At 38.5% G+C, this 22,154-nt stretch carries 23 protein-coding genes and 1 pseudogene; 17 read left to right on the top strand and 7 right to left on the bottom strand.

The features are described from left to right. The first annotated feature begins 12 nt into the window (after window positions 1-12). The 4 genes from JTI58_RS08335 (at window position 13) to JTI58_RS08320 (ending at window position 3,417) form a co-directional block, all read left to right on the top strand. Complete coding sequence (locus tag JTI58_RS08335; RefSeq protein WP_205446203.1) at window positions 13-948, top strand: branched-chain amino acid ABC transporter permease; 936 nt, start codon at window positions 13-15, stop codon at window positions 946-948. Further along, entirely contained in the window at window positions 948-1,727 is a 780-nt protein-coding gene (locus tag JTI58_RS08330; protein WP_205446202.1) for an ABC transporter ATP-binding protein, read from the top strand. Before JTI58_RS08335 ends, JTI58_RS08330 begins: the two co-directional genes overlap by 1 nt. Further along, window positions 1,727-2,434, top strand: a complete 708-nt coding sequence (locus tag JTI58_RS08325) for an ABC transporter ATP-binding protein (RefSeq protein WP_004233555.1) — start codon at window positions 1,727-1,729, stop codon at window positions 2,432-2,434. Before JTI58_RS08330 ends, JTI58_RS08325 begins: the two co-directional genes overlap by 1 nt. 485 nt (window positions 2,435-2,919) lie before the next feature. Next, window positions 2,920-3,417 carry a cupin domain-containing protein gene (locus JTI58_RS08320; protein WP_205446201.1) on the top strand — a complete coding sequence of 166 codons (498 nt, stop codon included), beginning with the start codon at window positions 2,920-2,922 and terminating at the stop codon, window positions 3,415-3,417. A gap of 41 nt (window positions 3,418-3,458) precedes the next feature. On the opposite strand, the gene JTI58_RS08315 is transcribed toward JTI58_RS08320, so the two are convergent. Together JTI58_RS08315 and rluF are read right to left on the bottom strand one after the other, a co-directional pair. Then, a complete protein-coding gene (locus JTI58_RS08315) occupies window positions 3,459-4,178 on the bottom strand; it encodes a DUF6904 family protein (protein WP_205446200.1) in 720 nt (239 codons plus the stop codon). Between the two features lie 25 nt (window positions 4,179-4,203). Next, complete coding sequence (gene rluF / locus JTI58_RS08310) at window positions 4,204-4,905, bottom strand: 23S rRNA pseudouridine(2604) synthase RluF (RefSeq protein ID WP_205446199.1); 702 nt, start codon at window positions 4,903-4,905, stop codon at window positions 4,204-4,206. 241 nt (window positions 4,906-5,146) lie between these two features. Here rluF and adh point away from each other — a divergent pair, with 241 nt between their 5' ends. Together adh and JTI58_RS08300 are read left to right on the top strand one after the other, a co-directional pair. Further along, window positions 5,147-6,667: an aldehyde dehydrogenase gene (adh, locus tag JTI58_RS08305; RefSeq protein WP_205446198.1), complete on the top strand. Its 1,521-nt coding sequence runs from the start codon at window positions 5,147-5,149 to the stop codon at window positions 6,665-6,667. A gap of 21 nt (window positions 6,668-6,688) precedes the next feature. Then, entirely contained in the window at window positions 6,689-7,048 is a 360-nt protein-coding gene (locus JTI58_RS08300) for a DUF779 domain-containing protein (RefSeq protein ID WP_205446197.1), read from the top strand. Window positions 7,049-7,212: 164 nt separating this feature from the next. Here JTI58_RS08300 and JTI58_RS25065 read toward each other — a convergent pair whose 3' ends face one another. Then, window positions 7,213-7,338: a hypothetical protein gene (locus tag JTI58_RS25065; protein WP_279381318.1), complete on the bottom strand. Its 126-nt coding sequence runs from the start codon at window positions 7,336-7,338 to the stop codon at window positions 7,213-7,215. 159 nt (window positions 7,339-7,497) lie between these two features. Here JTI58_RS25065 and JTI58_RS08295 point away from each other — a divergent pair, with 159 nt between their 5' ends. The 3 genes from JTI58_RS08295 (at window position 7,498) to JTI58_RS08285 (ending at window position 10,486) form a co-directional block, all read left to right on the top strand. Beyond that, window positions 7,498-8,466 carry a DUF4003 family protein gene (locus JTI58_RS08295; RefSeq protein WP_205446196.1) on the top strand — a complete coding sequence of 323 codons (969 nt, stop codon included), beginning with the start codon at window positions 7,498-7,500 and terminating at the stop codon, window positions 8,464-8,466. 43 nt (window positions 8,467-8,509) lie between these two features. Then, entirely contained in the window at window positions 8,510-9,937 is a 1,428-nt protein-coding gene (locus JTI58_RS08290; protein WP_205446195.1) for an aldehyde dehydrogenase family protein, read from the top strand. Between the two features lie 69 nt (window positions 9,938-10,006). Further along, a complete protein-coding gene (locus JTI58_RS08285; RefSeq protein WP_004233566.1) occupies window positions 10,007-10,486 on the top strand; it encodes an acyl-CoA thioesterase in 480 nt (159 codons plus the stop codon). 33 nt (window positions 10,487-10,519) lie between these two features. On the opposite strand, the gene JTI58_RS25215 is transcribed toward JTI58_RS08285, so the two are convergent. Both JTI58_RS25215 and JTI58_RS25210 read right to left on the bottom strand, forming a co-directional pair. After that, window positions 10,520-11,164: a methyl-accepting chemotaxis protein gene (locus JTI58_RS25215; protein ID WP_243456411.1), complete on the bottom strand. Its 645-nt coding sequence runs from the start codon at window positions 11,162-11,164 to the stop codon at window positions 10,520-10,522. A 120-nt stretch (window positions 11,165-11,284) separates the two neighbouring features. Then, a pseudogene (locus JTI58_RS25210) lies at window positions 11,285-11,830 on the bottom strand (protoglobin domain-containing protein); the annotation flags it as partial. 283 nt (window positions 11,831-12,113) lie between these two features. On the opposite strand from JTI58_RS25210, the gene JTI58_RS08275 reads away from it, so the two are divergent. Further along, on the top strand, window positions 12,114-12,323 hold the full coding sequence (locus JTI58_RS08275) for a hypothetical protein (RefSeq protein ID WP_205446193.1): 210 nt from the start codon (window positions 12,114-12,116) through the stop codon (window positions 12,321-12,323). A 47-nt stretch (window positions 12,324-12,370) separates the two neighbouring features. Here the strand turns inward: JTI58_RS08275 and corA are convergent, their stop codons facing one another. Both corA and JTI58_RS08265 read right to left on the bottom strand, forming a co-directional pair. Then, the gene (gene corA / locus JTI58_RS08270) at window positions 12,371-13,333 is read right to left on the bottom strand and encodes a magnesium/cobalt transporter CorA (protein ID WP_205446192.1); all 963 of its coding nucleotides are present in this window, start codon (window positions 13,331-13,333) and stop codon (window positions 12,371-12,373) included. A 35-nt stretch (window positions 13,334-13,368) separates the two neighbouring features. Beyond that, window positions 13,369-14,052, bottom strand: a complete 684-nt coding sequence (locus JTI58_RS08265) for a class I SAM-dependent methyltransferase (RefSeq protein WP_205446191.1) — start codon at window positions 14,050-14,052, stop codon at window positions 13,369-13,371. A gap of 124 nt (window positions 14,053-14,176) precedes the next feature. Between JTI58_RS08265 and JTI58_RS08260 the strand changes: the two genes are divergently transcribed. From JTI58_RS08260 to JTI58_RS08230, 7 genes are all read left to right on the top strand, one after another. Further along, the gene (locus JTI58_RS08260; protein WP_016992147.1) at window positions 14,177-14,482 is read left to right on the top strand and encodes a DUF4870 domain-containing protein; all 306 of its coding nucleotides are present in this window, start codon (window positions 14,177-14,179) and stop codon (window positions 14,480-14,482) included. Between the two features lie 267 nt (window positions 14,483-14,749). Next, a complete protein-coding gene (locus tag JTI58_RS08255; protein WP_004233573.1) occupies window positions 14,750-15,220 on the top strand; it encodes a CtsR family transcriptional regulator in 471 nt (156 codons plus the stop codon). 13 nt (window positions 15,221-15,233) lie between these two features. After that, on the top strand, window positions 15,234-15,776 hold the full coding sequence (locus JTI58_RS08250) for a UvrB/UvrC motif-containing protein (RefSeq protein ID WP_205446188.1): 543 nt from the start codon (window positions 15,234-15,236) through the stop codon (window positions 15,774-15,776). Next, on the top strand, window positions 15,773-16,882 hold the full coding sequence (locus tag JTI58_RS08245) for a protein-arginine kinase McsB (protein ID WP_205446186.1): 1,110 nt from the start codon (window positions 15,773-15,775) through the stop codon (window positions 16,880-16,882). The genes JTI58_RS08250 and JTI58_RS08245 overlap by 4 nt, the downstream gene beginning before the upstream one ends. Continuing rightward, on the top strand, window positions 16,872-19,316 hold the full coding sequence (locus tag JTI58_RS08240; RefSeq protein ID WP_205446185.1) for an ATP-dependent Clp protease ATP-binding subunit: 2,445 nt from the start codon (window positions 16,872-16,874) through the stop codon (window positions 19,314-19,316). Before JTI58_RS08245 ends, JTI58_RS08240 begins: the two co-directional genes overlap by 11 nt. Before the next feature lie 91 nt (window positions 19,317-19,407). Continuing rightward, a complete protein-coding gene (radA, locus tag JTI58_RS08235) occupies window positions 19,408-20,784 on the top strand; it encodes a DNA repair protein RadA (RefSeq protein WP_205446183.1) in 1,377 nt (458 codons plus the stop codon). A gap of 284 nt (window positions 20,785-21,068) precedes the next feature. Beyond that, a complete protein-coding gene (locus JTI58_RS08230) occupies window positions 21,069-22,154 on the top strand; it encodes a PIN/TRAM domain-containing protein (protein ID WP_205446181.1) in 1,086 nt (361 codons plus the stop codon).

Here is a 22,154-nt window from a genome sequence, read left to right as displayed (position 1 = left end):
GTGAGCGGTTTTATGAAAAAGTCTAAAGTTTTCTGGGGCTATGCCGTAATAGCGCTAGTCATCTATGCAGTTGTACAATTATTGATTACGACGGAAGTAATTGATTTGTACTATAAAAATATGTTGATCACGATGTGTATTAACATCATGCTAGCTGTCAGCTTGCATATTGTTATTGGGGTTACTGGGCAATTCTCTATTGGGCATGCTGGGTTCCTTGCAGTTGGAGCATATGTATCGGCTATTATTACAACAAAGTTAATGCTGCCATTCCCATTGGCTATCCTTTTAGGGGCTGCAGCAGCAGCAGTTGCTGGTCTCATTGTAGGGATTCCAACGCTTCGTTTAAAAGGGGATTATTTAGCGATTGCCACACTAGGGTTTGCCGAGATTATTCGTATTATCTTTTTAAATACGGATTATGTTGGTGGCGCAGCAGGGATGCAAGTTAAATATTTATCTAACTGGACATATGCATTCTTTGGCGTAGTGTTAACGATTCTAGTCATCTCGAACTTTACAAATTCTCGACATGGACGTGCGTGTATTTCCATTCGAGAAGACGAAATAGCAGCGGATGCTATGGGTATTAACACAACTTACTATAAAGTTGTTGCATTCGCTATCGGTTCTTTCTTCGCTGGTCTAGCTGGCGCTATTTTTGCACATAACTTTTACATTATCCAACCGACAACATTCGGTTTCTTAAAATCATTTGATATTTTAATTTACGTTGTACTCGGTGGTTTAGGAAGTCTTTCTGGTTCAGTGATTGCTGCGATTTTCTTAACATTCGTGTCTACTTATCTCGCAAACTTCCCAGAAACGCGTATGATTATTTACAGTTTAGTATTAATTATCGTAATGCTTTATCGTCCAACAGGCTTGATGGGAACGAAAGAAATCACGCAATTATTTAAGTTTGGTAAAAAAGGAGGTACAAAATAATGACTGGAAACCTTCTTATCAATGTTGAAAACATGGGTATTCAATTCGGCGGTTTAAAGGCAGTACAGGGTGTTAATATGTACCTTAACCAAGGCGAATTGGTAGGACTTATTGGACCAAATGGTGCTGGGAAAACAACGAGCTTTAATATGTTAACAGGGGTATATACACCAACGGAAGGTACAATTACTTTTAATGGTATGAAAATAAATGGACTTGCACCCTATCAGGTTACACAGAAAGGGATCAGCCGTACATTCCAAAATATCCGCTTATTTAAAGAGCTATCTGTACTAGACAATGTGAAGGTAGCCAACCATTCTCTTGCTAAGCATTCAATGTGGTCTTCTATTTTTCGTTTGCCAAACCATTTCAAAGGTGAGGCCGAAATGGAAAATCAATCAATTGAGTTCTTAAAAATCTTTGGCTTAGATGTCTATAAGGATGAGCTGGCAAAAAATTTGCCATACGGGATGCAGCGTCGTTTAGAAATTGCTCGTGCGTTAGCGGCAAATCCAAAACTACTACTATTGGATGAACCAGCAGCAGGGATGAATCCACAAGAAACACACGATTTAATGGAGTTAATTGCATTTATTCGTAAAGAGTTCGGCTTAACAATTTTGCTGATCGAGCATGATATGAGCTTAGTCATGGGAATTTGTGAACGCATTTATGTACTCGATCATGGACAATTAATCGCTGACGGGACGCCAGAAGAAATTCGCAACAATCCAAAGGTAATAGAAGCGTACCTTGGTGAGGAGGTTATCGGCTAATGCTAAAAGTACAAAATATCGATGTTTATTATGGCAACATCCAAGCATTAAAGGGCCTCTCTTTAGAAGTAAACGAGGGTGAAATTGTAACGTTAATCGGAGCAAACGGTGCTGGAAAAAGTACGCTCTTAAAGACATTGTCAGGTTTATTGAAGCCAAAAGGCGGCATTATTGAATACGAGGGCTTCTCTATTGCTGGGAAAGCGGCACAAACTATTGTGAAATCAGGGATATCCCACGTTCCAGAAGGTCGTCGTGTTTTTGCCAATATGTCCGTTGAAGAAAACTTAGAGCTTGGAGCATATCTGCGTAATGATAAAGCAGGTATTAAAAAAGATATGGATCATGTTTTCGAGTTATTTCCACGATTATTAGAGCGTCGGAAACAGCAGTCAGGCACATTGTCTGGTGGGGAACAGCAGATGCTTGCGATGGGTCGTGCTTTAATGGCCAAACCAAAGCTATTATTAATGGATGAACCTTCGATGGGTCTTGCACCGTTAATGGTTAAAAATATCTTCAATATTATTGAGCAGGTCAATAAAGAAGGAACAACCGTATTACTTGTTGAGCAAAATGCTAATATGGCATTATCGGTCGCTAACCGTGCATATGTACTTGAAACGGGACGTATCGTTCTATCTGGTTCAGCAAAAGAGCTACAAGAGAGCGAGCAAGTAAAAGCAGCTTATTTAGGCGGATTATAAAAATGGTAGGGCATCTCATTTATGAGATGCCCTTTTAGTGTTGAAAAACAAAACAGTCAATTGAAAGGTAGAAATGGATTGCCGTTGCAGGCTACTTGCTTTCCTGTGGGCGAGCCGCTTCGTTTAGAGGCTTGTCTGTCCTGCTATCCCACGGAAGTCAAGTAGCCTTCCACTCCAACCCACTAACTTTTTAGTAAAGGTGCTTACTACTCATTTTATTGAGGGGTGTCGTAACGAATCACTTCTACATATTGAAAATAAGAGTCTATCCTACAAATAATGGGCAGTTTTGTTCACTACCGCTAGTATGAAAGATAAGGAAAAGACACTTTTGCACATGGTTGATTGGAGTGACGCTGGTGGAACGGAAATCAACCCCTCGCCTTCCTCCGTTAAAATCACTTTTTTCATGCATGATGAAAGAAAATCAGAGGTAGCATTTCTACTTTACTTTTTGGTAAGGTTGAAAAAAGGAGTGATGCTTTTTGAAGAATTCAGCACAATATTTTATTGAACATTTAAAGTTAGCCGAACATCCAGAAGGGGGCTATTACATTTCATCATTTCGTGCATCAGACGATATAGCCGTGAGAGATGTTCAGAGGCCCATTTATACAAGTATTTATTTCCTCTTACGCTCACAAGATATTTCCCATCTACATCGCTTGCAATCGGACGAGCTATGGTATTATCATGCAGGCAGCCCACTAACCGTTCATATGATTTTCCCAGATGGTACATATGAAGCGAAGAAGCTTGGTTTGAATTTAGAAGCAGGGGAAGTACCCCAAATTGCAGTGCCAAAGCATACAATTTTCGGTTCGTCGGTGAAAGAGTCTGATACGTTTAGTTTAGTTGGATGTATGGTGGCGCCAGGCTTTGACTTTGAGGACTTTGAATTGTTTACACAGGAAGAGCTTTTAGCAGATTATCCTCAGCACGAGGAAGTCATTCGTAAAATGGCCTACAAAACAATTGAATAGAAAAATAGCCGTCTCAATTATTTTGAGACGGCATGATTTATTCACCATAATATTTCTTCAGGATAATTAAGTTGAATTTGAATATCATGCAATGCTTGTTTCGTTGCAATAGCTGCTTCCATCAGGTGGGATTTTAATGCTACATATTCATGGTCCTCTATCATTAATCGTACAGCAAATGCCGCTAAATGTGCTTGACGTTCCTCTTTACTTAATTCGATATATTCTAGATTCAGAACATCCACGTATTGTGTTGCAAAACGGAAGGTAAATGGATTTTTGGCATGTAACATTCTTAAAAACACAACATAATCTTCTTCACTCACCTCTTGTTCCAAACAATCAGCAATAGCCGCTTGAAATTTGCGTATAATAGCTATTTCATGATTCCACATAGAAGCATTGTTTAATTTTTGGTGCAGATCAATAAAATCATTTAATGCGATTGCACTAAAGATAATTTCTGGCCAAAGAATTTCTGTTGAAAAATAGACATTCTTATTTGGAAAGATTAATTCATGTTGTGTTAGAACACTTTTATTAAGTCCATTACTAACAAAATCTAGGTGATGTTCGCCAAGCATAGCATGTCTTAGTTTATAGCAAACGCTTAAAATACGTAGTCGAGGACCCTGATAATCATAGTATTTATTTTCATCACCAGTTACTTTATAAATAGCATTAATTAGTTCATCTAAATCCCAATAATCGGCGCTAATTCGAACTCCTGTTAGTTGCTCTGTGCTTTGAATGGATATCATAGTCCTCGTCCCTCCTCTTGAATGCCTATTTGAGTGTGTAATTAAGTAGTTTGAATAGTTCTGTTCGTTCCTTCTCTGTTAAATCACGCCATTGCCCCACCTTTAAGTTACCAAGCTTAATATTCATAATACGAATACGTTGTAGACGCTTAACGGAATACCCTAGTGCAGAACACATTCGGCGAATTTGGCGGTTTAAGCCTTGCTCTAAAATGATTTTAAACACCTTATCTGAAATCCTTTCCACATGGCATGGTAAGGTTGTTGTATCTAAAATATCGACACCACTACCCATTTTTTGGATAAATTGTGTCGTTATAGGCTTGTCAACTTGAACAATGTATTCTTTTTCATGATGATTTTCAGCACGTAGAATTTTATTGACGATATCGCCATCATTCGTTAATAACAATAACCCCTCTGATTCCTTATCAAGACGTCCGATATGAAAAATACGCAAGGGATGATTGACAAAATCAACCACATTGCCTTTTATATGTCGCTCTGTTGTACTTGTAATACCAACAGGTTTATTTAGAGCAATGTAAACAAGTTGTTGTTCTTTCTTTACCTCTTTTCCATCAACGCAAACAATGTCCCCTGCTTCAACTTGACTACCAACTGTCGCCAGTTCCCCATTAATCGTTACTTTTCCTTCTTCTATCCATTTATCAGCGCCACGACGAGATATGATGCCTGTTTCACTTAAATATTTATTAATACGCATAATGTTCTCCTATATTTTATATTATTTTTAAGTATACCTTAACGCCATGCTTACAGTGAATGCTAGAAGCTTTTCTAGCAAAAATAAATTAGTTGGAAAAGTTTTTGAAAAAGTTGAAATTATTTTATGTTTCTGACAATATATTAGATGAGAGGGTTTCTATGAAAATATTGTTATTCCGATATAAAATAACGTTTTTTCTAGATAGTTCTCATTAAATTGTGTAAAGGGGAGAAGTAAAATGGTTTATGCATTTCCAAACACTGAAGGATCGGTAGTTCAATTCAAAGAGAAATATGATAATTATATTGGTGGCGAATGGACACCCCCAGTGAAGGGTCAGTACTTTGATAACGTTACTCCTGTTACTGGACAAGTTTTTACACAAGTAGCACGTTCCACAGCTGAGGACATTGAACTTGCATTAGATGCAGCACATGCTGCTAAGGATGCATGGGGCAAAACATCACCGACAGAACGCGCAAACATTTTACTTAAAATTGCGGACCGTATCGAGCAAAATTTAGAAAAGCTAGCCGTTGCCGAAACATGGGATAACGGTAAAGCGGTACGCGAAACATTAAACGCAGACATCCCTCTTGCAATTGATCATTTCCGTTATTTTGCTGGGGTATTACGTGCTCAAGAGGGCTCAGTAAGCCAAATTGATAATGATACAGTTGCTTATCATTTCCATGAGCCAATTGGTGTAGTTGGTCAAATCATTCCTTGGAACTTCCCATTATTAATGGCTGTATGGAAGCTTGCACCAGCACTTGCAGCTGGAAACTGTGTCGTATTAAAACCTGCAGAGCAAACACCAGCATCGATTATGGTGCTTTTAGAATTAATAGAAGACCTACTACCTTCAGGTGTCATTAATGTTGTGAATGGATTTGGCTTAGAAGCAGGGAAACCGCTTGCATCAAATCCACGTATTGGTAAGATTGCCTTTACAGGTGAGACGACGACAGGTCGTTTAATTATGCAATATGCTTCTCAAAACCTTATTCCAGTAACATTAGAATTGGGTGGTAAGTCACCGAACATCTTCTTTGAAGATATTATGGATAAAGATGATGCCTTTTTAGATAAAGCTGTTGAGGGCTTCGTACTATTTGCTCTAAACCAAGGAGAAGTATGTACATGTCCTTCACGTGCACTGGTTCAGGAATCTATTTACGATAAATTTATGGAACGCGTATTACAACGAGTAGAAGCCATTAAAGTTGGCAACCCACTTGATCCAAACACAATGATGGGTGCACAGGCTTCTAGTGAGCAAATGGAAAAAATTCTTTCTTATTTAGATATTGGTAAGCAAGAAGGTGCAGAATGTCTAATTGGTGGAGACAAAAATAATGTAGGTGAAGGCTTTGAAAATGGCTACTACATTAAACCAACTGTTTTCAAAGGGCATAATAAAATGCGTATATTCCAAGAAGAAATTTTCGGACCAGTTGTTGCTGTCACAACATTTAAAACGAAAGAGGAAGCATTGGAAATTGCGAATGATACATTATATGGATTAGGTTCCGGTGTTTGGACGAGAGATATTAATACAGCATATCGCTTCGGTCGCGAAATCCAAGCTGGCCGTGTTTGGACAAACTGTTACCACGCTTATCCTGCACATGCTGCATTCGGTGGCTACAAAATGTCAGGTGTTGGTCGTGAAAATCATAAAATGATGCTAGCTCATTACCAACAAACGAAAAACTTATTAGTGAGCTACAGTGAAAACAAACTTGGTTTCTTCTAAATCGTAGGGAGGTGCATGAGCGTGGTTGAACGTGTATTAGCAACGGAAGAAGCGCTGGCACTAATCGATCTATTAAAAGAGAAACATGGGCCCGTTATGTTTCATCAATCGGGCGGATGCTGTGATGGCTCCTCGCCAATGTGTTATCCAGAAGGCGACTTGCTAATAGGTGATCAGGATGTGTGCCTTGGTGAGGTTGGTGGTGCTTCCTTCTACATGCACAAAAATCAATATGATTACTGGAAGCATACACAAATCATATTGGATGTGGTGGATGGTAGAGGTGGCATGTTCTCACTTGAGGGCGTAGAAGGCAAACGATTTCTAACAAGGTCAAGAGCCTTCACATCAGAAGAGTTACAAGAGCTAGGGTTAATTTAACGAAGTATTGGTACAGCGGCAAAGTTTTTCTGCCGCTGTTTTTTATCTTGAGTCAGAAATGTTTTTTGTATGGAAAGTGAAGCGTTAGGACACAAGACTTTCTATTTTTTAGGAGAGATCAATAATTGTTTCGGTAGTTCAAGTGTCCTCTGGAAGCCTCGATATTAATTTTTATGAAAAAGAGTATGTAAAGCGATATTTTTCGATGAATTTCGTAGAAAAAGGAATAGATTTAATCGATCCTTTAAGGTCATAGCAAATAATAGTTTTCTTGTGGTTTTTGCTAACATCGGCAATGCCTCCTTTTTAGGTTGTTAATATTTTCTATTAAATCAAATAAAGTAAGTAACATACATTAAATTATGTTTACTTTTTATGTTAATTGTTACAAAGAGGGTGAATCTTTCTTACATTATGTAACGTAAAACGAGTAAAGGAGTGTGCTAACTATGGATTATGTGATGATTGAAAATGAATTTGCAACTACGGTAGAGGATGTATCAAAAGCTGCAGGATGGACAGTGGACCGTAAAATTGTTTTAGCTATTGCTAGTACATTTGTAGCGTCAGGAAAAACTTTTGATGCAGCGAAGTATAAAAATGTTTTACAAGAAATGAAGAAGCAATCTTCATGGATGTCTCCTTTACGAACAACAGTTGGGTATAGTATTGCTGCCAATTTGATGGAGCAAGATGATGCTGAAAAGGCAGTAAAGAATATACTAACAAACGTGAGCATCTTAAAGAAAGCAAAATTCAGAAGTGGCAATTTTAGCTATATCGGGGCACAATTCTTGACAGAGGATGAAAACGATAAAAAGGCGCATGCACAGGCAGCTAGAGCCTTATTTGATGCTATTCGTAAACATCACCCATTTTTAACATCTTATGAGGACATTCCTTATGCAATATTATTAAGTAGTCCATCTGATGATGTTGAGCTGCGTGCGGAAACAATGAATCGATACTATAAAGAACTACGAACATATAATTTTAATGCTGGTAATGAGCTCCAATGGCTTTCACAGGTATTAACATTTTTATCACCACAATTTGATGGTCAGCTAGTACCAGATGTTGTAACACTTCGTGATACGCTCAAAAAGCAAAGTGTGAAAGTCAAGGCCATGCATTATCCTTTACTTGGCTTTTTAGCCATACTTAATCTGAATAAAGCGCAACTTCAAGGGATGATTGATTTATATCATGAATTAAAGGCCATGAAATTATTAAAATGGCATCATGAATTTGTGCTCTTTATGGCTGTACAAATTGCTATTTATGATATGGCCAAGGTGCAAAAATCTTTGTCCATGACCATTATGTCTTCGATAGAGTTATTAATTCAAGCACAGCAAGCAGCAATGATCGCAGCGGTTAGTGCAGCCGCCATTGCATCTAGTTCAAGTTCTTCGTGATAGAATAAAGAAGAACTTAATTATTTGGAGGTGCATTTGAAGGATGAAGGAAACAAAACTGTGGATTAATGGTCAGTGGCAAGATGCAGAGGAAAGCTATGAGCTAGCTTCTCCATATAGCGGTGAGGTTATTGCTCATGTAGCAAAAGCATCTATTCAAGATGTAGAGAGAGCTATCGAAGGTGCACAGCAGGCATTCCAATCGTTTAAAAAAACAACAGCCTACGAACGTGCCGAAATATTATATAAAGTTGTTGATAGAATGCGACAACGAAAAGAAGAACTTGCAGAGATTTTAACCTTAGAGGCAGGAAAGCCTTTAGTCGCAGGATTAGCGGAAATTGATCGTACAATCGCAACCTATCAATTTGCAGCAGAGGGAGCTAAACAGTCAAAAGGTGAGACTGTTCCAATGGATGCAGCCCCTGGAGCAGGGGATCGAATAGGCTGGACAAAAAGGGAACCCTTAGGTGTGATATCGGCCATTACGCCATTTAATTTTCCATTCAATTTAGTGGCACACAAGTTAGGTCCAGCATTTGCAGTAGGTAATACGGTTGTATTAAAGCCAGCAACACAAACACCACTAAGTGCTATCGTTATGGCTGAAATTTTCCGTGAGGCAGGATTACCAGATGGAGCATTGCAGATTGTGACAGGAAGTGGAGGCGAGCTTAGTGATACACTGGTCACACATCCATACGTCAAAAAAGTAACGTTTACAGGTAGTGGTAAAGTTGGTTTGAGAATCAAAGAAAAAGTCGGTTTACGTAAAGTAACTTTAGAGCTAGGTTCCAATGCAGCAGTAATTGTCGAACCCTCTACGCCAATAAATAAAATTATCAGTCGTTGTGTAAGCGGTGCTTTTAACTTTGCTGGACAAGTATGCATTTCGTTACAACGTATTTATGTGCATTCTTCCATTATTGATGAATTTACTAAAGCATTTGTTGCAGAAACTGAAAAGCTTATAGTTGGAGATCCATTAAATAAAACTACAGATGTCAGTGCCATGATTAATTCAAACGAAGTGGAACGCATCAGAGAGTGGATTGAGGAGGCACAACAACAGGGTGCCGTGATTGCAACTGGGGGCGTATTTACAGAACGCACTTTAACACCAACAGTTATGACGAATGTGACAGCTGATATGAAAATTGTCTGCCAGGAAACATTCGCACCAATCGTCTCAATTGTTTCATATGAAACATTAGACGACGCAATTCGACTAGTAAACGAGTCGGACCTTGGCCTAAATGCAGGTATTTACACGAATATATTGTCAGATGCTTTATATGCAGCAGATGAATTACAAGCTGGTGCTGTCATTATTAATGATATTCCGACATTCCGGGTAGATAACATGCCATATGGTGGTGTAAAGATGAGTGGTTATGGACGTGAAGGAATTAAGTGGGCAATAGAGGAAATGACTGACATGAAATTTATTTCGATGAAAAAATCGTTCTAAATTTGCATCAGCTCTTTTTCTGCGATACGATGACGAAAGAACATCATGAGAAGGGAAGTTGCAAGAATTATGCCAAACAACGCTGTACCAATGAGCCAATCTCGTACGGTTCAATCGCGTCTCGTATTACCCCCAGATACAAATAATCACAATTCTATTTTCGGTGGAAGAGTGTTAGCTTATATTGATGAAATTGCTGCTATTACAGCAATGAAACACGCAAAAGGTCTTGTAGTGACAGCTTCTATTGACTCGGTTGATTTTTTATCCGCTGCACATGTAGGAGATATTCTTGAAATTGAGAGTATTGTTTCGTCTACAGGACGTTCTTCAATGGAGGTTTATGTTCGCGTTGTTTCTCGCAATATTGAGACTGGCGAGGAAAAATTAACGACAGAATCATTTGTCACGATGGTTGCAGTAAATGAGGAAGGGAAACCAGTACCAGTTCCTTCGATTTACCCTGAAACAGATGAAGAAAAGCGTTTATTTGAAACTGGGCCAGCAAGACGAGAGCACCGTAAACAAAAACGTGCATTGCCGCATTAAGGAAAAAGGGAACTCCAAATGAGTTCCCTTTTTTTACATATTTAGCTCATTGACAACATTAATGAGTGAGTCAGAAGAAGAGGAGACTAGCGTAGCCCCTTGCGATAATTCCGTAATTAAATTAGAAATGGCTGAAATATCTCTTGATGTATTTACATATTGTTGTTGAATGCCAGAAACTGCATCAGCAATATCATTAAATGACTTGGATAAACTTTCTTGTGTATTGACACTATGCTGAATTTTTTGATCGACATTCACAACTGAATTAGCCATTGTCGTAATATTACTTTCCGTTTCCTTAATGAGGTGAGAAACATTTTGTACGGCGTTTTTAGTTTCCTCAGCAAGTTTACGCACTTCCTCAGCTACTACCGCGAAACCTTTCCCATGTTCTCCAGCTCGAGCAGCCTCAATAGAAGCATTTAATGCTAATAGATTTGTTTGATCAGCAATGCCTGTAACAAGCCCAACGATTTCGGAAATTTTTTGAGAAGAGGTACGTAATTGATTCATCGTTACCTCAAGACCGTTGACACTTTGCAAAATAACTTGGATTAAATCATTTTGTTCTTTCAACTGCTGTTGGCCCCGTCTTGATTTTTCTTGTGTATCTGCTACGAAGCTCAATCCTTGCTTGGTCGCTACAGCAATATCATCTGTTTGCGAGGAAATCACTAATAATGATGCGGCCGTTTCTTCACTAATGGCATTAAGCTCCTCTGCAGTACTTTGAATCGTCGTTACAAGGGAATTTTTTGTTGCATCAGCTGCTGAGCGAATACGTTCTTCCTCTTTTTCATATGCCTCAATCACAAGTTGTTGCTCAAAGTTAATGATTTTACAAAAAGCATTTATAGCACGAATAGCATCTGTTTTGGAAATATCTACTTCGTTCACAAAGTTTGCGAAAGTAGTAGTGAGTGACTGAAATGAGGCAATATACCATTTTGACTGCAAGCCAATTCGAACGTGGGCCTCAGCAATGGCTTTTCGTTCAGCAATGTAGGCATCATTAATACGACTTTCAAAAATGTCACTTAAATGTTTATGTAACGTAATCTTCAAACGATCAATATGTGATGTTCTATTAATAATATCAAGTAAATCTTGGCTCAAACTAATGGCTACATAAAATTTCTCCACCATTTCAGGAATTAAGTCTTTAGCTAAAGGCTGTAGTTGCTTAATGATGGCTAAATCTTCAAGTGTTAAATTTAAAAGTTGTAATTGTTTTTGAAGATTGGGGTGGTTCAATACATCTAATTGTACACCGCTCTTAAAATTTTCAGGTGTTAATGTAATTGAGTAGCTAGAACTACTGTTTTTTGAAAACCAACTCATTATTATTTGCTCCATTCTTAATATCCATAATAAATTGTAAGTAAATAAGCACTTTTAGAATTTGTTAGGTTTGTAAACTTAATAAATAAATGGGATTAAATCTATTTTACTATTATTTGCTGAATATTTGGTTAAAAAATTGGTTATTTCTTTATTTTTTTACTTTATTGTTAGTCCAAATGGTGAAGCGATGTAGATTTGAATTTAAAATAGGAAACCTGTAAAATACGAACTGTTTAGTAATAGAAAAATTGTACGTAAAAAGAATAGGAGGAGGGATGGTATGGAGAAAAAACGTTTTAAATTTGTTATTCCAGTCATGGTGATTGTCGCCATTGGTTCCGTTTATATGCTACGAAACTATCATGCTGAGGTACCAGATGTTGATCAATTATTAATTACAGTATGCGCATCTTTAGGATCAGGGGTACTAGCCTACTTTTTATTTCCACAGCAGGGCGATAATAAAATTGATGACAGAGGACCGTATTAATAGATTGAAAAAACTGCTCGTTTGCGCAACAAAACGAGCAGTCTTTTTTATGGTTTAAATAGTTTAAACCAGCCCTTATGTTTAAAGATGGCCAACATAAAGATAACGATAATAATCATAATCCCAAGTACAATAAAATAGCTATATTGTCCATGAAGCTCCGGCATATTATCGAAATTCATCCCATACACACCAGCAATGAAGGTAAGTGGGATAAAGATTGTTGAGACAATTGTTAAAGTCATCATAATACCATTCATGCGACTAGAACTCATAGCCATATAACTATCCCGCATATCCGCTGTAAGCTCTCGATTGGATTCAACCATCTCTGTTAGCTTAAGTAGATGGTCATAGATATCTCCAAAATAAGCTCTTTCCGATTTCTTTAGTGAGAAACGGTAAGAATTAAGAACGCGATATAAAAGATCACGCATTGGTAAAATAGTACGTCTTAAGTCAAGCAAGTCACTACGGAACTCGAAGACAATCTTCATGGCATTTACGTTGCTTTGGTATGTAAGTTCACCTTCTAATGCATTTAGATGATCTTCAATTTTGTAAACGAGTGGAAAATAACTATCAACAATTTTATCAATGGTTTGATACGTTAAGTATACGGTACCGCGCTCCCAATTCTTCGGTTGGTTTTCTAGCATCTTCTGCACCTTATCTATTTCAGGGACAGGACTTTTATGGAAGGTTACGATAAATTTATTGGAGGCAAATATATTAACCTCCTCCGCAGCTAACGTCTCTTCGTTTACTCGATGAATGACAAAAAAATGAAAATCATCATAAAAGTCGAGCTTCGGACGCTGTAATCTCATTAAGCAATCCTCAATAGCAAGAGGGTGAAAGTGAAAAAATGTATCCAACAATGATTCTTCATCGGCTGTAGGACAATTAAAATCAACCCAATACCATTCAAATTCTTGCTGATGTATCTCTTCTAATGGAAAATCCTTTAACAGTTGTTGTTGTTTTGTAATGCCAATGGTGCTTATCACGGTTTTCACCTCAAATTATTTACTACAAAATATAGTTAGTGCTCCTCTTTAAAGCATACCCAACCACCAAACAAAGTAGTGGCAAAAAATCTAGAAGGTTTTGTAAAGCCTGCACTTTGTAAAAGTGTTAAAATACCCTCTTCACTCATAAAAGAAAGAGAGCGAATGGATTTCTCCATCTCTGCTACATCAGACACAGAAAGTCTAGTATGTTGTAGCCAATAGGAACGCCATAAATCAAATTGTAGCTCTGTTTCTAAAGAGCCTTGCTGACCATACTTTGCAACAAGGACAAATGGTGCTCCAGGTTTTAAATATTTTGCTATTTCTTTTAATGTCACCAGCTTTTCTTCATCATCCCGAATAAAATGCAAGACGAGAATACAGCTTGCTGCATCATACTGTGTGGAGGGCAGCGGAGCATCGAGTATTGTAGCCTGATGGAATGACATATTATTAGGTAGAGCGAGCAAACGCTCTTTAGCTATGTTAAGCATGGATTCTGATGGATCAATGCCCGTGAATGACCAGTGTGGTCTTCCTTCTGCAAGCTGTAAAATTTCATTGCCACTCCCTGCACCCACAACTAACATGTTAGCATTTTCTGGAAGTTTGGAATGATAAAAGGTTTGTATTAAACGCAGCATGGCATCATAACTTGGCAACGTACGGCGAATCCCCTTTTCATATTCATTTGCTAATGTGTTGTTAAATTCCATCTCTCATCACAGCCTCTCAAAAAAATTTTTAAAAATCCTTTTTAATGTGAAACTATTGCGGGTATAGTTCCGTAAATAGTAGTACATAAAACATAGATAAAGTTCAAAGAAAGGGTTGATATATATGGAGACTAAATGGTCTAAAGTAATCATACACGCAAGTGCATTTTTTGCGCCATGGTTAGTGCCCATTATTTTCTTTTTAATTAGTTCGGATGAGGAAGTTAAGGCAATTTCTATTCAAGCATTGCTATTCCAAATTGTCATGGGCGTTTTAATCGCTATCTCTGTTGTTTTAAGCTTCGTCCTTATTGGATTACCATTTTTAATCATTTTCGGCATTATGCTATTTGTTGTACCGATTATCGGTATTGTAAAAGCATTGTCTGATGAACCTTGGCGTTATCCAATTGTTGGTCGCTGGGTATAATTTTCATAGACGCAAGTATATGCTAGTTGCATATGCTTGCGTTTTTTCTATGACTAATAAGGGTACATTAGGTATATGAGGAAATTATAAAACCGTACACAAATGATCGAAAAGGTGTTATTTTCGGCGCTTAAAAAGGTATTTTCAAGACTTTCCACTTTTCTATGGGCGAAATCATTGCAATTTTTTTCAAGCGTTTTGTATAATATACTCAAAGAAAGTCAAAGATAGTCAAAGTCAGTGAAGCAAGCGAGGTGTATTCCTAAAATGCGTAATATATCAGACATCATAGAAGGTTACTTAAAGCAAGTACTTGAATTAGGTGGAGAAGGGCATATTGAAATTAAACGTAGTGAAATCGCTGATAAATTTCAATGTGTACCATCACAAATAAATTATGTCATTAATACAAGATTTACTGCCGAGCGGGGTTACCTTGTTGAGAGCAAACGTGGTGGTGGTGGATACATTCGAATTTTACGTGTCCGCGCGAATTCACAGATTGATTTAATCGACGATGTTCTCAGGCAAATTGAAGGTGGGGCATCACAAACGATGGCAGAAGATTTGGTTTATCGACTGATTGATGAGCAGGTAATTTCAAAGCGAGAAGCGAAATTAATGTTAGCAGCAATTGATCGCTCCACGATCGACTTGCATCTCCCATTAAGAGATGTCATTCGATCAAAAATATTGCGAGCAATGCTGACAACAATTAAATATGAACAGCAAAAATAGTGAGGTGATGGAAATGATTTGCGAACATTGTAAACAACGTAATGCGACAGTTACAGTAACACAAGTTCAAAGTGGGCAAAAGGTGGAGCACCATTATTGTGACGTCTGCGCCTCACAATTCCATCCATTTCATGCAGAGTTTAAACAAGAGCCAGTATCTATTCAACAGTTATTGTCTAACTGGTTTGGCTCTCCTACATGGCAAAAGGTGGGGGAAAAACAACAGGTACAACCACAACAGCAAACATGCCCACAATGTGGATTTTCGTATAAGCAATTTTTAAAAGAGGGAAAATTCGGGTGCCCAAGCTGTTATGACACATTTAGTGAACATTTGCCGAAGCTTTTTAATCGCATTCAGGCAGGTCCACAACACATTGGTAAAATGCCTGGTGCTCGCAGCAATGTGTATGTTATTAAAAAGCAAATAGAGGATATCCGCAAGCGTATGAAGTCCGCCGTAGAGGAAGAACAATTTGAAGAAGCGGCGAAGCTACGTGATGAAGTCAAAGAGCTAGAAAAACATCTACAATTTGAAGGTGGTGATGTGTCATGATGATTGAATCATTTTTAGAGCGTGCGACGCCAACCTGGATGCATATCAAAGATGATTACTCAGATATTGTCATTAGCACACGGATACGCCTTGCTCGAAATTTAGATGGGTATCGTTTTCCATTAGCCTTTTCAGAGAATGAGGCATTGCAGGTGGAACAGGCCGTTACACATGCTGTAAGCGATAGCCCAACGCTTCAAAATGATTATGCTTATTTTGCTATAAAGGATTTAACGCCTTTACAGCGTCAAATTCTTGTAGAAAAGCATTTGATTAGTCCGCAATTGGCTAAAAAAGAGCAAGTGGGTTCTATACTACTTTCTGAAGATGAATCCGTTAGCATTATGGTGAATGAAGAGGATCATTTACGCATTCAATGTATGACAGCAAGTTTTCAACTTCAAAGTGCCTATGAACAAGCAAATAAGATTGATCGTATCCTAGAGAAAGTATTACCGTATGCTTTTCGAGATACTTTTGGTTATTTAACAAGTTGTCCAACGAATATTGGTACGGGTCTACGAGCGTCCGTCATGATGCATTTACCCGCTCTTACACTAACGGGGCAAATGAATCAAATTATAAATGCCATGACACGCTTAGGGATGACTGTAAGAGGTATATATGGTGAAGGAAGCGAAAATTTAGGGAATGTTTATCAAGTGTCTAACCAAATTACACTTGGAAAGACAGAGGAAGATATTTTAGCAGACATACAAAGTGTCGCTGAAAAGATTATTCAAAAAGAACGACATGCAAGAGGTAAATTAATGGAAAAGGCAGAGCTTGCTCTAGAAGATAGAGTATATCGAGCTTTAGGCACCCTTACACATGCGAGAATTTTGACAAGTGAGGAAGCCGCGACTTGCCTATCTAATGTTCGTCTAGGTGTAGATTTACAGATGATTGATGGTATACAAGCAACAACCTTAAATGAATGTGTTGTTTGTATGCAACCAGGTTTTTTACAGCACTATGCAGGTGAGGTACTGCCACCTGCTGAACGAGATCGTGTACGAGCGGAAATGCTTCGCGAGACATTATCTCAAGAATATGCGAATAAGCCTATAAATGGGGAAAAAGGAGAGGATTTATATGATGTTTAATCGTTTTACACAACGCGCGCAAAAAGTATTACAGCTTGCTCAGGAAGAGGCTATTCGTTGGAAGCACGAATCTATCGGTACAGAGCATATACTATTAGGGCTTATACGTGAAGGCGGCGGTATTGCTGCGAAAGCGTTAGAAGCCATTGATATTAGTCCTCAAATGATTGAAGCTGGAATTGAAGAATTAGTTGGTAAGGGCAAAGAAGATGTCGGTCCAATCGTTCACTATACGCCAAGAGCTAAGAAAGTAATTGAACTGTCTGTTGATGAGTCACGTAAATTAGGTCACTCCTATATCGGCACAGAGCATTTATTATTGGCGCTTATACGTGAAGGCGAGGGTGTGGCAGCTCGCGTTTTAAACAATGCGGGAGTCGGCTTAAATAAAGCTCGTCAGCAAGTATTATTGCTATTAGGTAATAACGATAATGCACAATCTGGTCAACAAGCAGCTCAAGCTGCCAATACACCAACTTTAGATAGCCTAGCACGTGATTTAACACAAATTGCACGTGAAGGTACATTAGATCCTGTTATTGGGCGAAGCAAGGAAATTACACGTGTGATTGAGGTTTTATCGCGTCGTACGAAAAATAACCCTGTATTGATTGGTGAGCCAGGTGTTGGTAAAACAGCGATTGCTGAAGGATTAGCACAGCAAATTATCAATAATGAAGTACCAGAAATCCTTCGTGACAAACGTGTCATGACACTAGATATGGGTACGGTTGTTGCAGGTACAAAATATCGTGGTGAATTTGAAGACCGTTTGAAAAAAGTGATGGATGAAATTCGCCAAGCAGGTAACATCATTTTATTTATCGACGAATTGCATACATTAATTGGTGCAGGTGGTGCTGAAGGTGCGATTGATGCATCGAATATATTAAAACCATCTTTAGCACGTGGCGAGCTTCAATGTATTGGTGCCACAACACTTGATGAGTACCGCAAGTATATTGAAAAGGATGCAGCTTTAGAGCGTCGTTTCCAACCAATCCAAGTGGATGAGCCGACAGTGGAAGAAGCTATTCTAATCATTCAAGGCTTACGTGATCGTTATGAAGCACATCACCGTGTAAAAATAACAGATGAAGCGATTGAAGCAGCGGCAAAAATGAGTGATAGATATATTTCAGACCGCTTCTTACCCGATAAGGCGATTGACTTAATCGATGAAGCAGGTTCTAAAGTACGCTTACGTTCATTCGCAGTGCCACCGAACTTAAAGGCACTTGAGGATAAGCTTGAAAATGTTCGTTCTGAAAAAAATGCAGCTGTATCAGGTCAAGAATTTGAAAAGGCAGCAGCACTAAGAGATACTGAGCAAAAGCTGAAGGATGAAATTGAAGCTACACGAAAAAATTGGAAAGAAGAGCAAGGCAAAGCCGAATCTAAAGTGACTGTGGATGATGTAGCAGCAGTTGTATCAATGTGGACAGGAATCCCAGTAGCTAAAATTGCTTCTGAAGAATCTTCGAAGTTATTACAGCTTGAAGAAGAGTTACACAAACGTGTAGTAGGGCAAAGTGAAGCGGTAGAAGCCATTTCTCGTGCAATACGTCGTGCAAGAGCAGGCTTAAAAGATCCAAAACGACCAATTGGTTCATTTATCTTCTTAGGACCTACAGGTGTTGGTAAAACAGAGCTTGCAAGAGCACTTGCTGAAGTAATGTTTGGCGATGAGGATGCGATGATTCGTGTTGATATGTCCGAGTATATGGAAAAACATTCGACTTCTCGCTTAGTAGGTTCACCTCCAGGCTATGTAGGCTTCGATGATGGCGGTCAACTGACAGAGAAAGTTCGCCGTAAGCCATATTCAGTCGTTTTATTAGATGAAATTGAAAAGGCACACCCTGATGTATTCAATATTCTATTGCAAGTGCTTGAAGATGGTCGTTTAACAGACTCTAAGGGACGTGTAGTAGACTTCCGTAATACAGTGGTCATTATGACTTCAAACGTTGGTGCGGATGCATTAAAATACCAAAAGAGCCTTGGTTTCAATGTAGGCGGTGCAGAGTCTAAGCATAAAGACATGAAGGGTACGATGTTAGAAGAATTGAAAAAGGCATTCCGTCCAGAATTCTTAAACCGTATCGATGAAATGATTGTCTTCCACGCATTAGATAAAGAGCATTTAAAAGAAATCATTGCAATGATGGGCAATGCATTAACAAAACGCTTGAAAGAGCAAGATATTTCGTTAGAGCTAACAGATGCGGCACTTGAAAAAATTGCTGAAGAAGGTTATGACCCTCAATATGGTGCTCGTCCACTACGTCGTGCATTACAAAAGCAAGTAGAGGATCGATTATCAGAAGAATTACTAAAAGGTAATGTAGAGAAGGGTAATCAGGTTATCATTGATTATGTAAACAATGAATTTATTGTAAAGAAAAAAGAGGGAGTATCCATCTCTAAATAATTTCATGGAAAGACAGTGAGGCTTTAAGTGCCAAGCTGTCTTTTTTTCTGTACAATTAAGAATAAGAACAAATATTCGAGGTGAAAGCAATTTGGCAAAGAAAAAAACGAAATTTGTATGTTCAGGCTGTGGCTATGAATCTGCAAAATGGATGGGAAGATGCCCTGGATGTGGTGAGTGGAATAAAATGGTCGAAGAAGTGGAGATGGTTGCGAAAGGTCCACGTGGAGCATTTCAACATTCTGCTACAGTTACCCAAAAGGCAATTCCGATTATCCAGGTTGAAGCTACTGAGGAATCCCGTGTAGCGACGGAGATGGGCGAACTCAATCGTGTATTGGGTGGTGGTATTGTGCCTGGTTCTCTAGTATTAATTGGGGGCGATCCTGGGATAGGAAAATCAACATTACTATTACAAGTTTCCGCATTACTTTCGAATAAAGGGCATCGCGTACTTTATATTTCTGGAGAGGAATCCATTCGTCAAACTAAATTACGAGCAGAGCGTTTAGGGGTGATTTCTCAAGAGCTTTACATATACTCCGAAACGAACCTAGAGTTTTTAAACCAAACCATTGATGAAGTCAAACCTAAGTTTGTCATTGTCGATTCCATTCAAACGGTCTTTCATCCAGAAGTAACAAGCGCACCAGGTAGTGTATCACAGGTTCGTGAATGTACAGCAGAGCTTATGCGAATCGCTAAAACAAAAGGCATTGCTATTTTTCTAGTAGGGCATGTAACAAAAGAGGGGCAAATTGCTGGGCCTCGTATTTTAGAGCATATGGTTGATACTGTACTGTATTTTGAAGGGGAAAGACATCATAATCATCGTATTTTACGAAGCCAAAAAAACCGCTTTGGCTCTACAAATGAAATTGCCATATTTGAGATGCTTCAAGGAGGTTTAAAGGAAGTTCTAAACCCTTCAGAGTTATTTTTACAGGAGCGTTCACAGGGTGCAGCGGGTTCAACTATTGTTGCATCAATGGAGGGGACAAGACCAATCCTTGTGGAAATTCAATCCTTAGTTACACCTACAAGCTTTAACTATCCTAAACGTATGGCAACGGGTGTCGATCAAAACAGAGTACAATTGCTAATGGCTGTACTGGAAAAGCGTATGGGCCTCATGCTACAAGCTCAGGACGCATATATTAAAGTTGCTGGTGGTGTCAAATTGGATGAGCCAGCAATAGATTTAGCGGTGTTGACGAGCATTGTATCTAGTTTTAAGGATCAGGCAGTGCGTGCAACCGATTGTTTTATTGGTGAGGTAGGGCTGACAGGTGAAGTCCGCCGAGTGTCACGTATAGAGCAGCGAGTCATTGAAGCAGCGAAGCTTGGATTTAAAAGAGCTTTCATTCCAGCTTCGAATATTGGGGGCTGGGAATTTCCACAGGGAATTGAAATTTTTGGCGTAGAAACGATAAAAGATGCATTAAATGCTTGTTTTAGAGAGTTGTAAAAGAAAGTGTGCATGTTGGATACCATTCTGACATGCATTTTCCTTCATTTTTTGATGCTAATATTGAAACTCAAATAAAAGAATAATCGTCCTAAATAATAGCTGATGAAGGGATAAAGGATTGTCATTTTATACGTTCTAAAATAGAAGTTTGTAAAATTATGTCTAACTGACCTATTCTTGTTTCACAACATCAAAAATAATGAGATTTTGACTGAGCTCATGAAAGATTTTCTACCGTAAACTATGTATAATCTTAACTAACAATTAGGAGGTGACAGCTTGTGAAAAAATTTGTTCAAATTGCGTTTTTACTGATTGGAGGAGCATTGGGCCTTGTTTTCTTACCGCCATTATACGAATTGCTTCATTTATCATCTAATCCTTGGCTAGATAATCCTTATGTATCAGTAGCTCTAGGCGCACTTTTACTGTTTACACTATCTTTTGCATTTTCCGATTACTTTGTAAGGCTCATTAGCTGGATGGAAGAAGTGCTGTTTAAGGTTCCTATCGGAGATTTATTATTTGGTACGTTTGGTTTAATAATTGGGTTGATTGTCGCTTACTTTTTAGGCTTTGCCATTGATAGTGTACCATTCCCTGTTATTACGGAAGTACTTCCAATTATCCTGTCATTTGTATTAGGGTATTTAGGGTTCCGTCTAGGTTTTAGAAAAAGAGATGAGCTCATACAGCTTTTTACATTACGTAGTACCAATACGAAGAAAAAAGCTGCTGAAGGTGCTGAACTTCAAGAAGTTCGTGGAAGCTACAAATTGCTAGATACAAGTGTCATTATTGATGGGCGCATCGCAGATATTTCTGAAACAGGATTCATCGAAGGCGTTCTAGTTGTACCTCAATTTGTGCTCACAGAGCTTCAGCATATAGCTGATTCGTCAGATACATTAAAGCGCACAAGAGGTCGGCGTGGTTTAGATATTTTAAAAAAATTACAAGATGAGCGTAAGACAAAAGTTGAAATTACGGACGAGGATTTTGAAGATGTACAAGAGGTAGATTTAAAGCTTGTACGTCTTGCGAAAAAAATGGGTAACGACACACAAATTGTTACGAATGATTTTAACCTGAATAAAGTCTGTGAGCTCCATCATGTAAAAGTATTAAATATTAATGATTTAGCGAATGCAGTGAAGCCTGTGGTCATACCAGGTGAAGATATGCAGGTTGTGGTTATAAAGGATGGCAAAGAGCATAATCAGGGAGTTGCCTATTTAGATGATGGAACGATGATTGTTGTTGAAGGTGGTCGTAGTTATATCGGACAGGCAATTACAGTTACAGTTACTAGTGTGCTGCAAACATCAGCAGGTCGTATGATATTTGCTAAGCCGAAGGACGATTAG

The organism is Lysinibacillus fusiformis, from assembly GCF_016925635.1.
Classification (GTDB): domain Bacteria; phylum Bacillota; class Bacilli; order Bacillales_A; family Planococcaceae; genus Lysinibacillus; species Lysinibacillus fusiformis_F.
The sequence above is the reverse complement of the archived record's forward strand: the minus strand, read 5'-3'. Positions and strand labels throughout refer to the sequence as shown.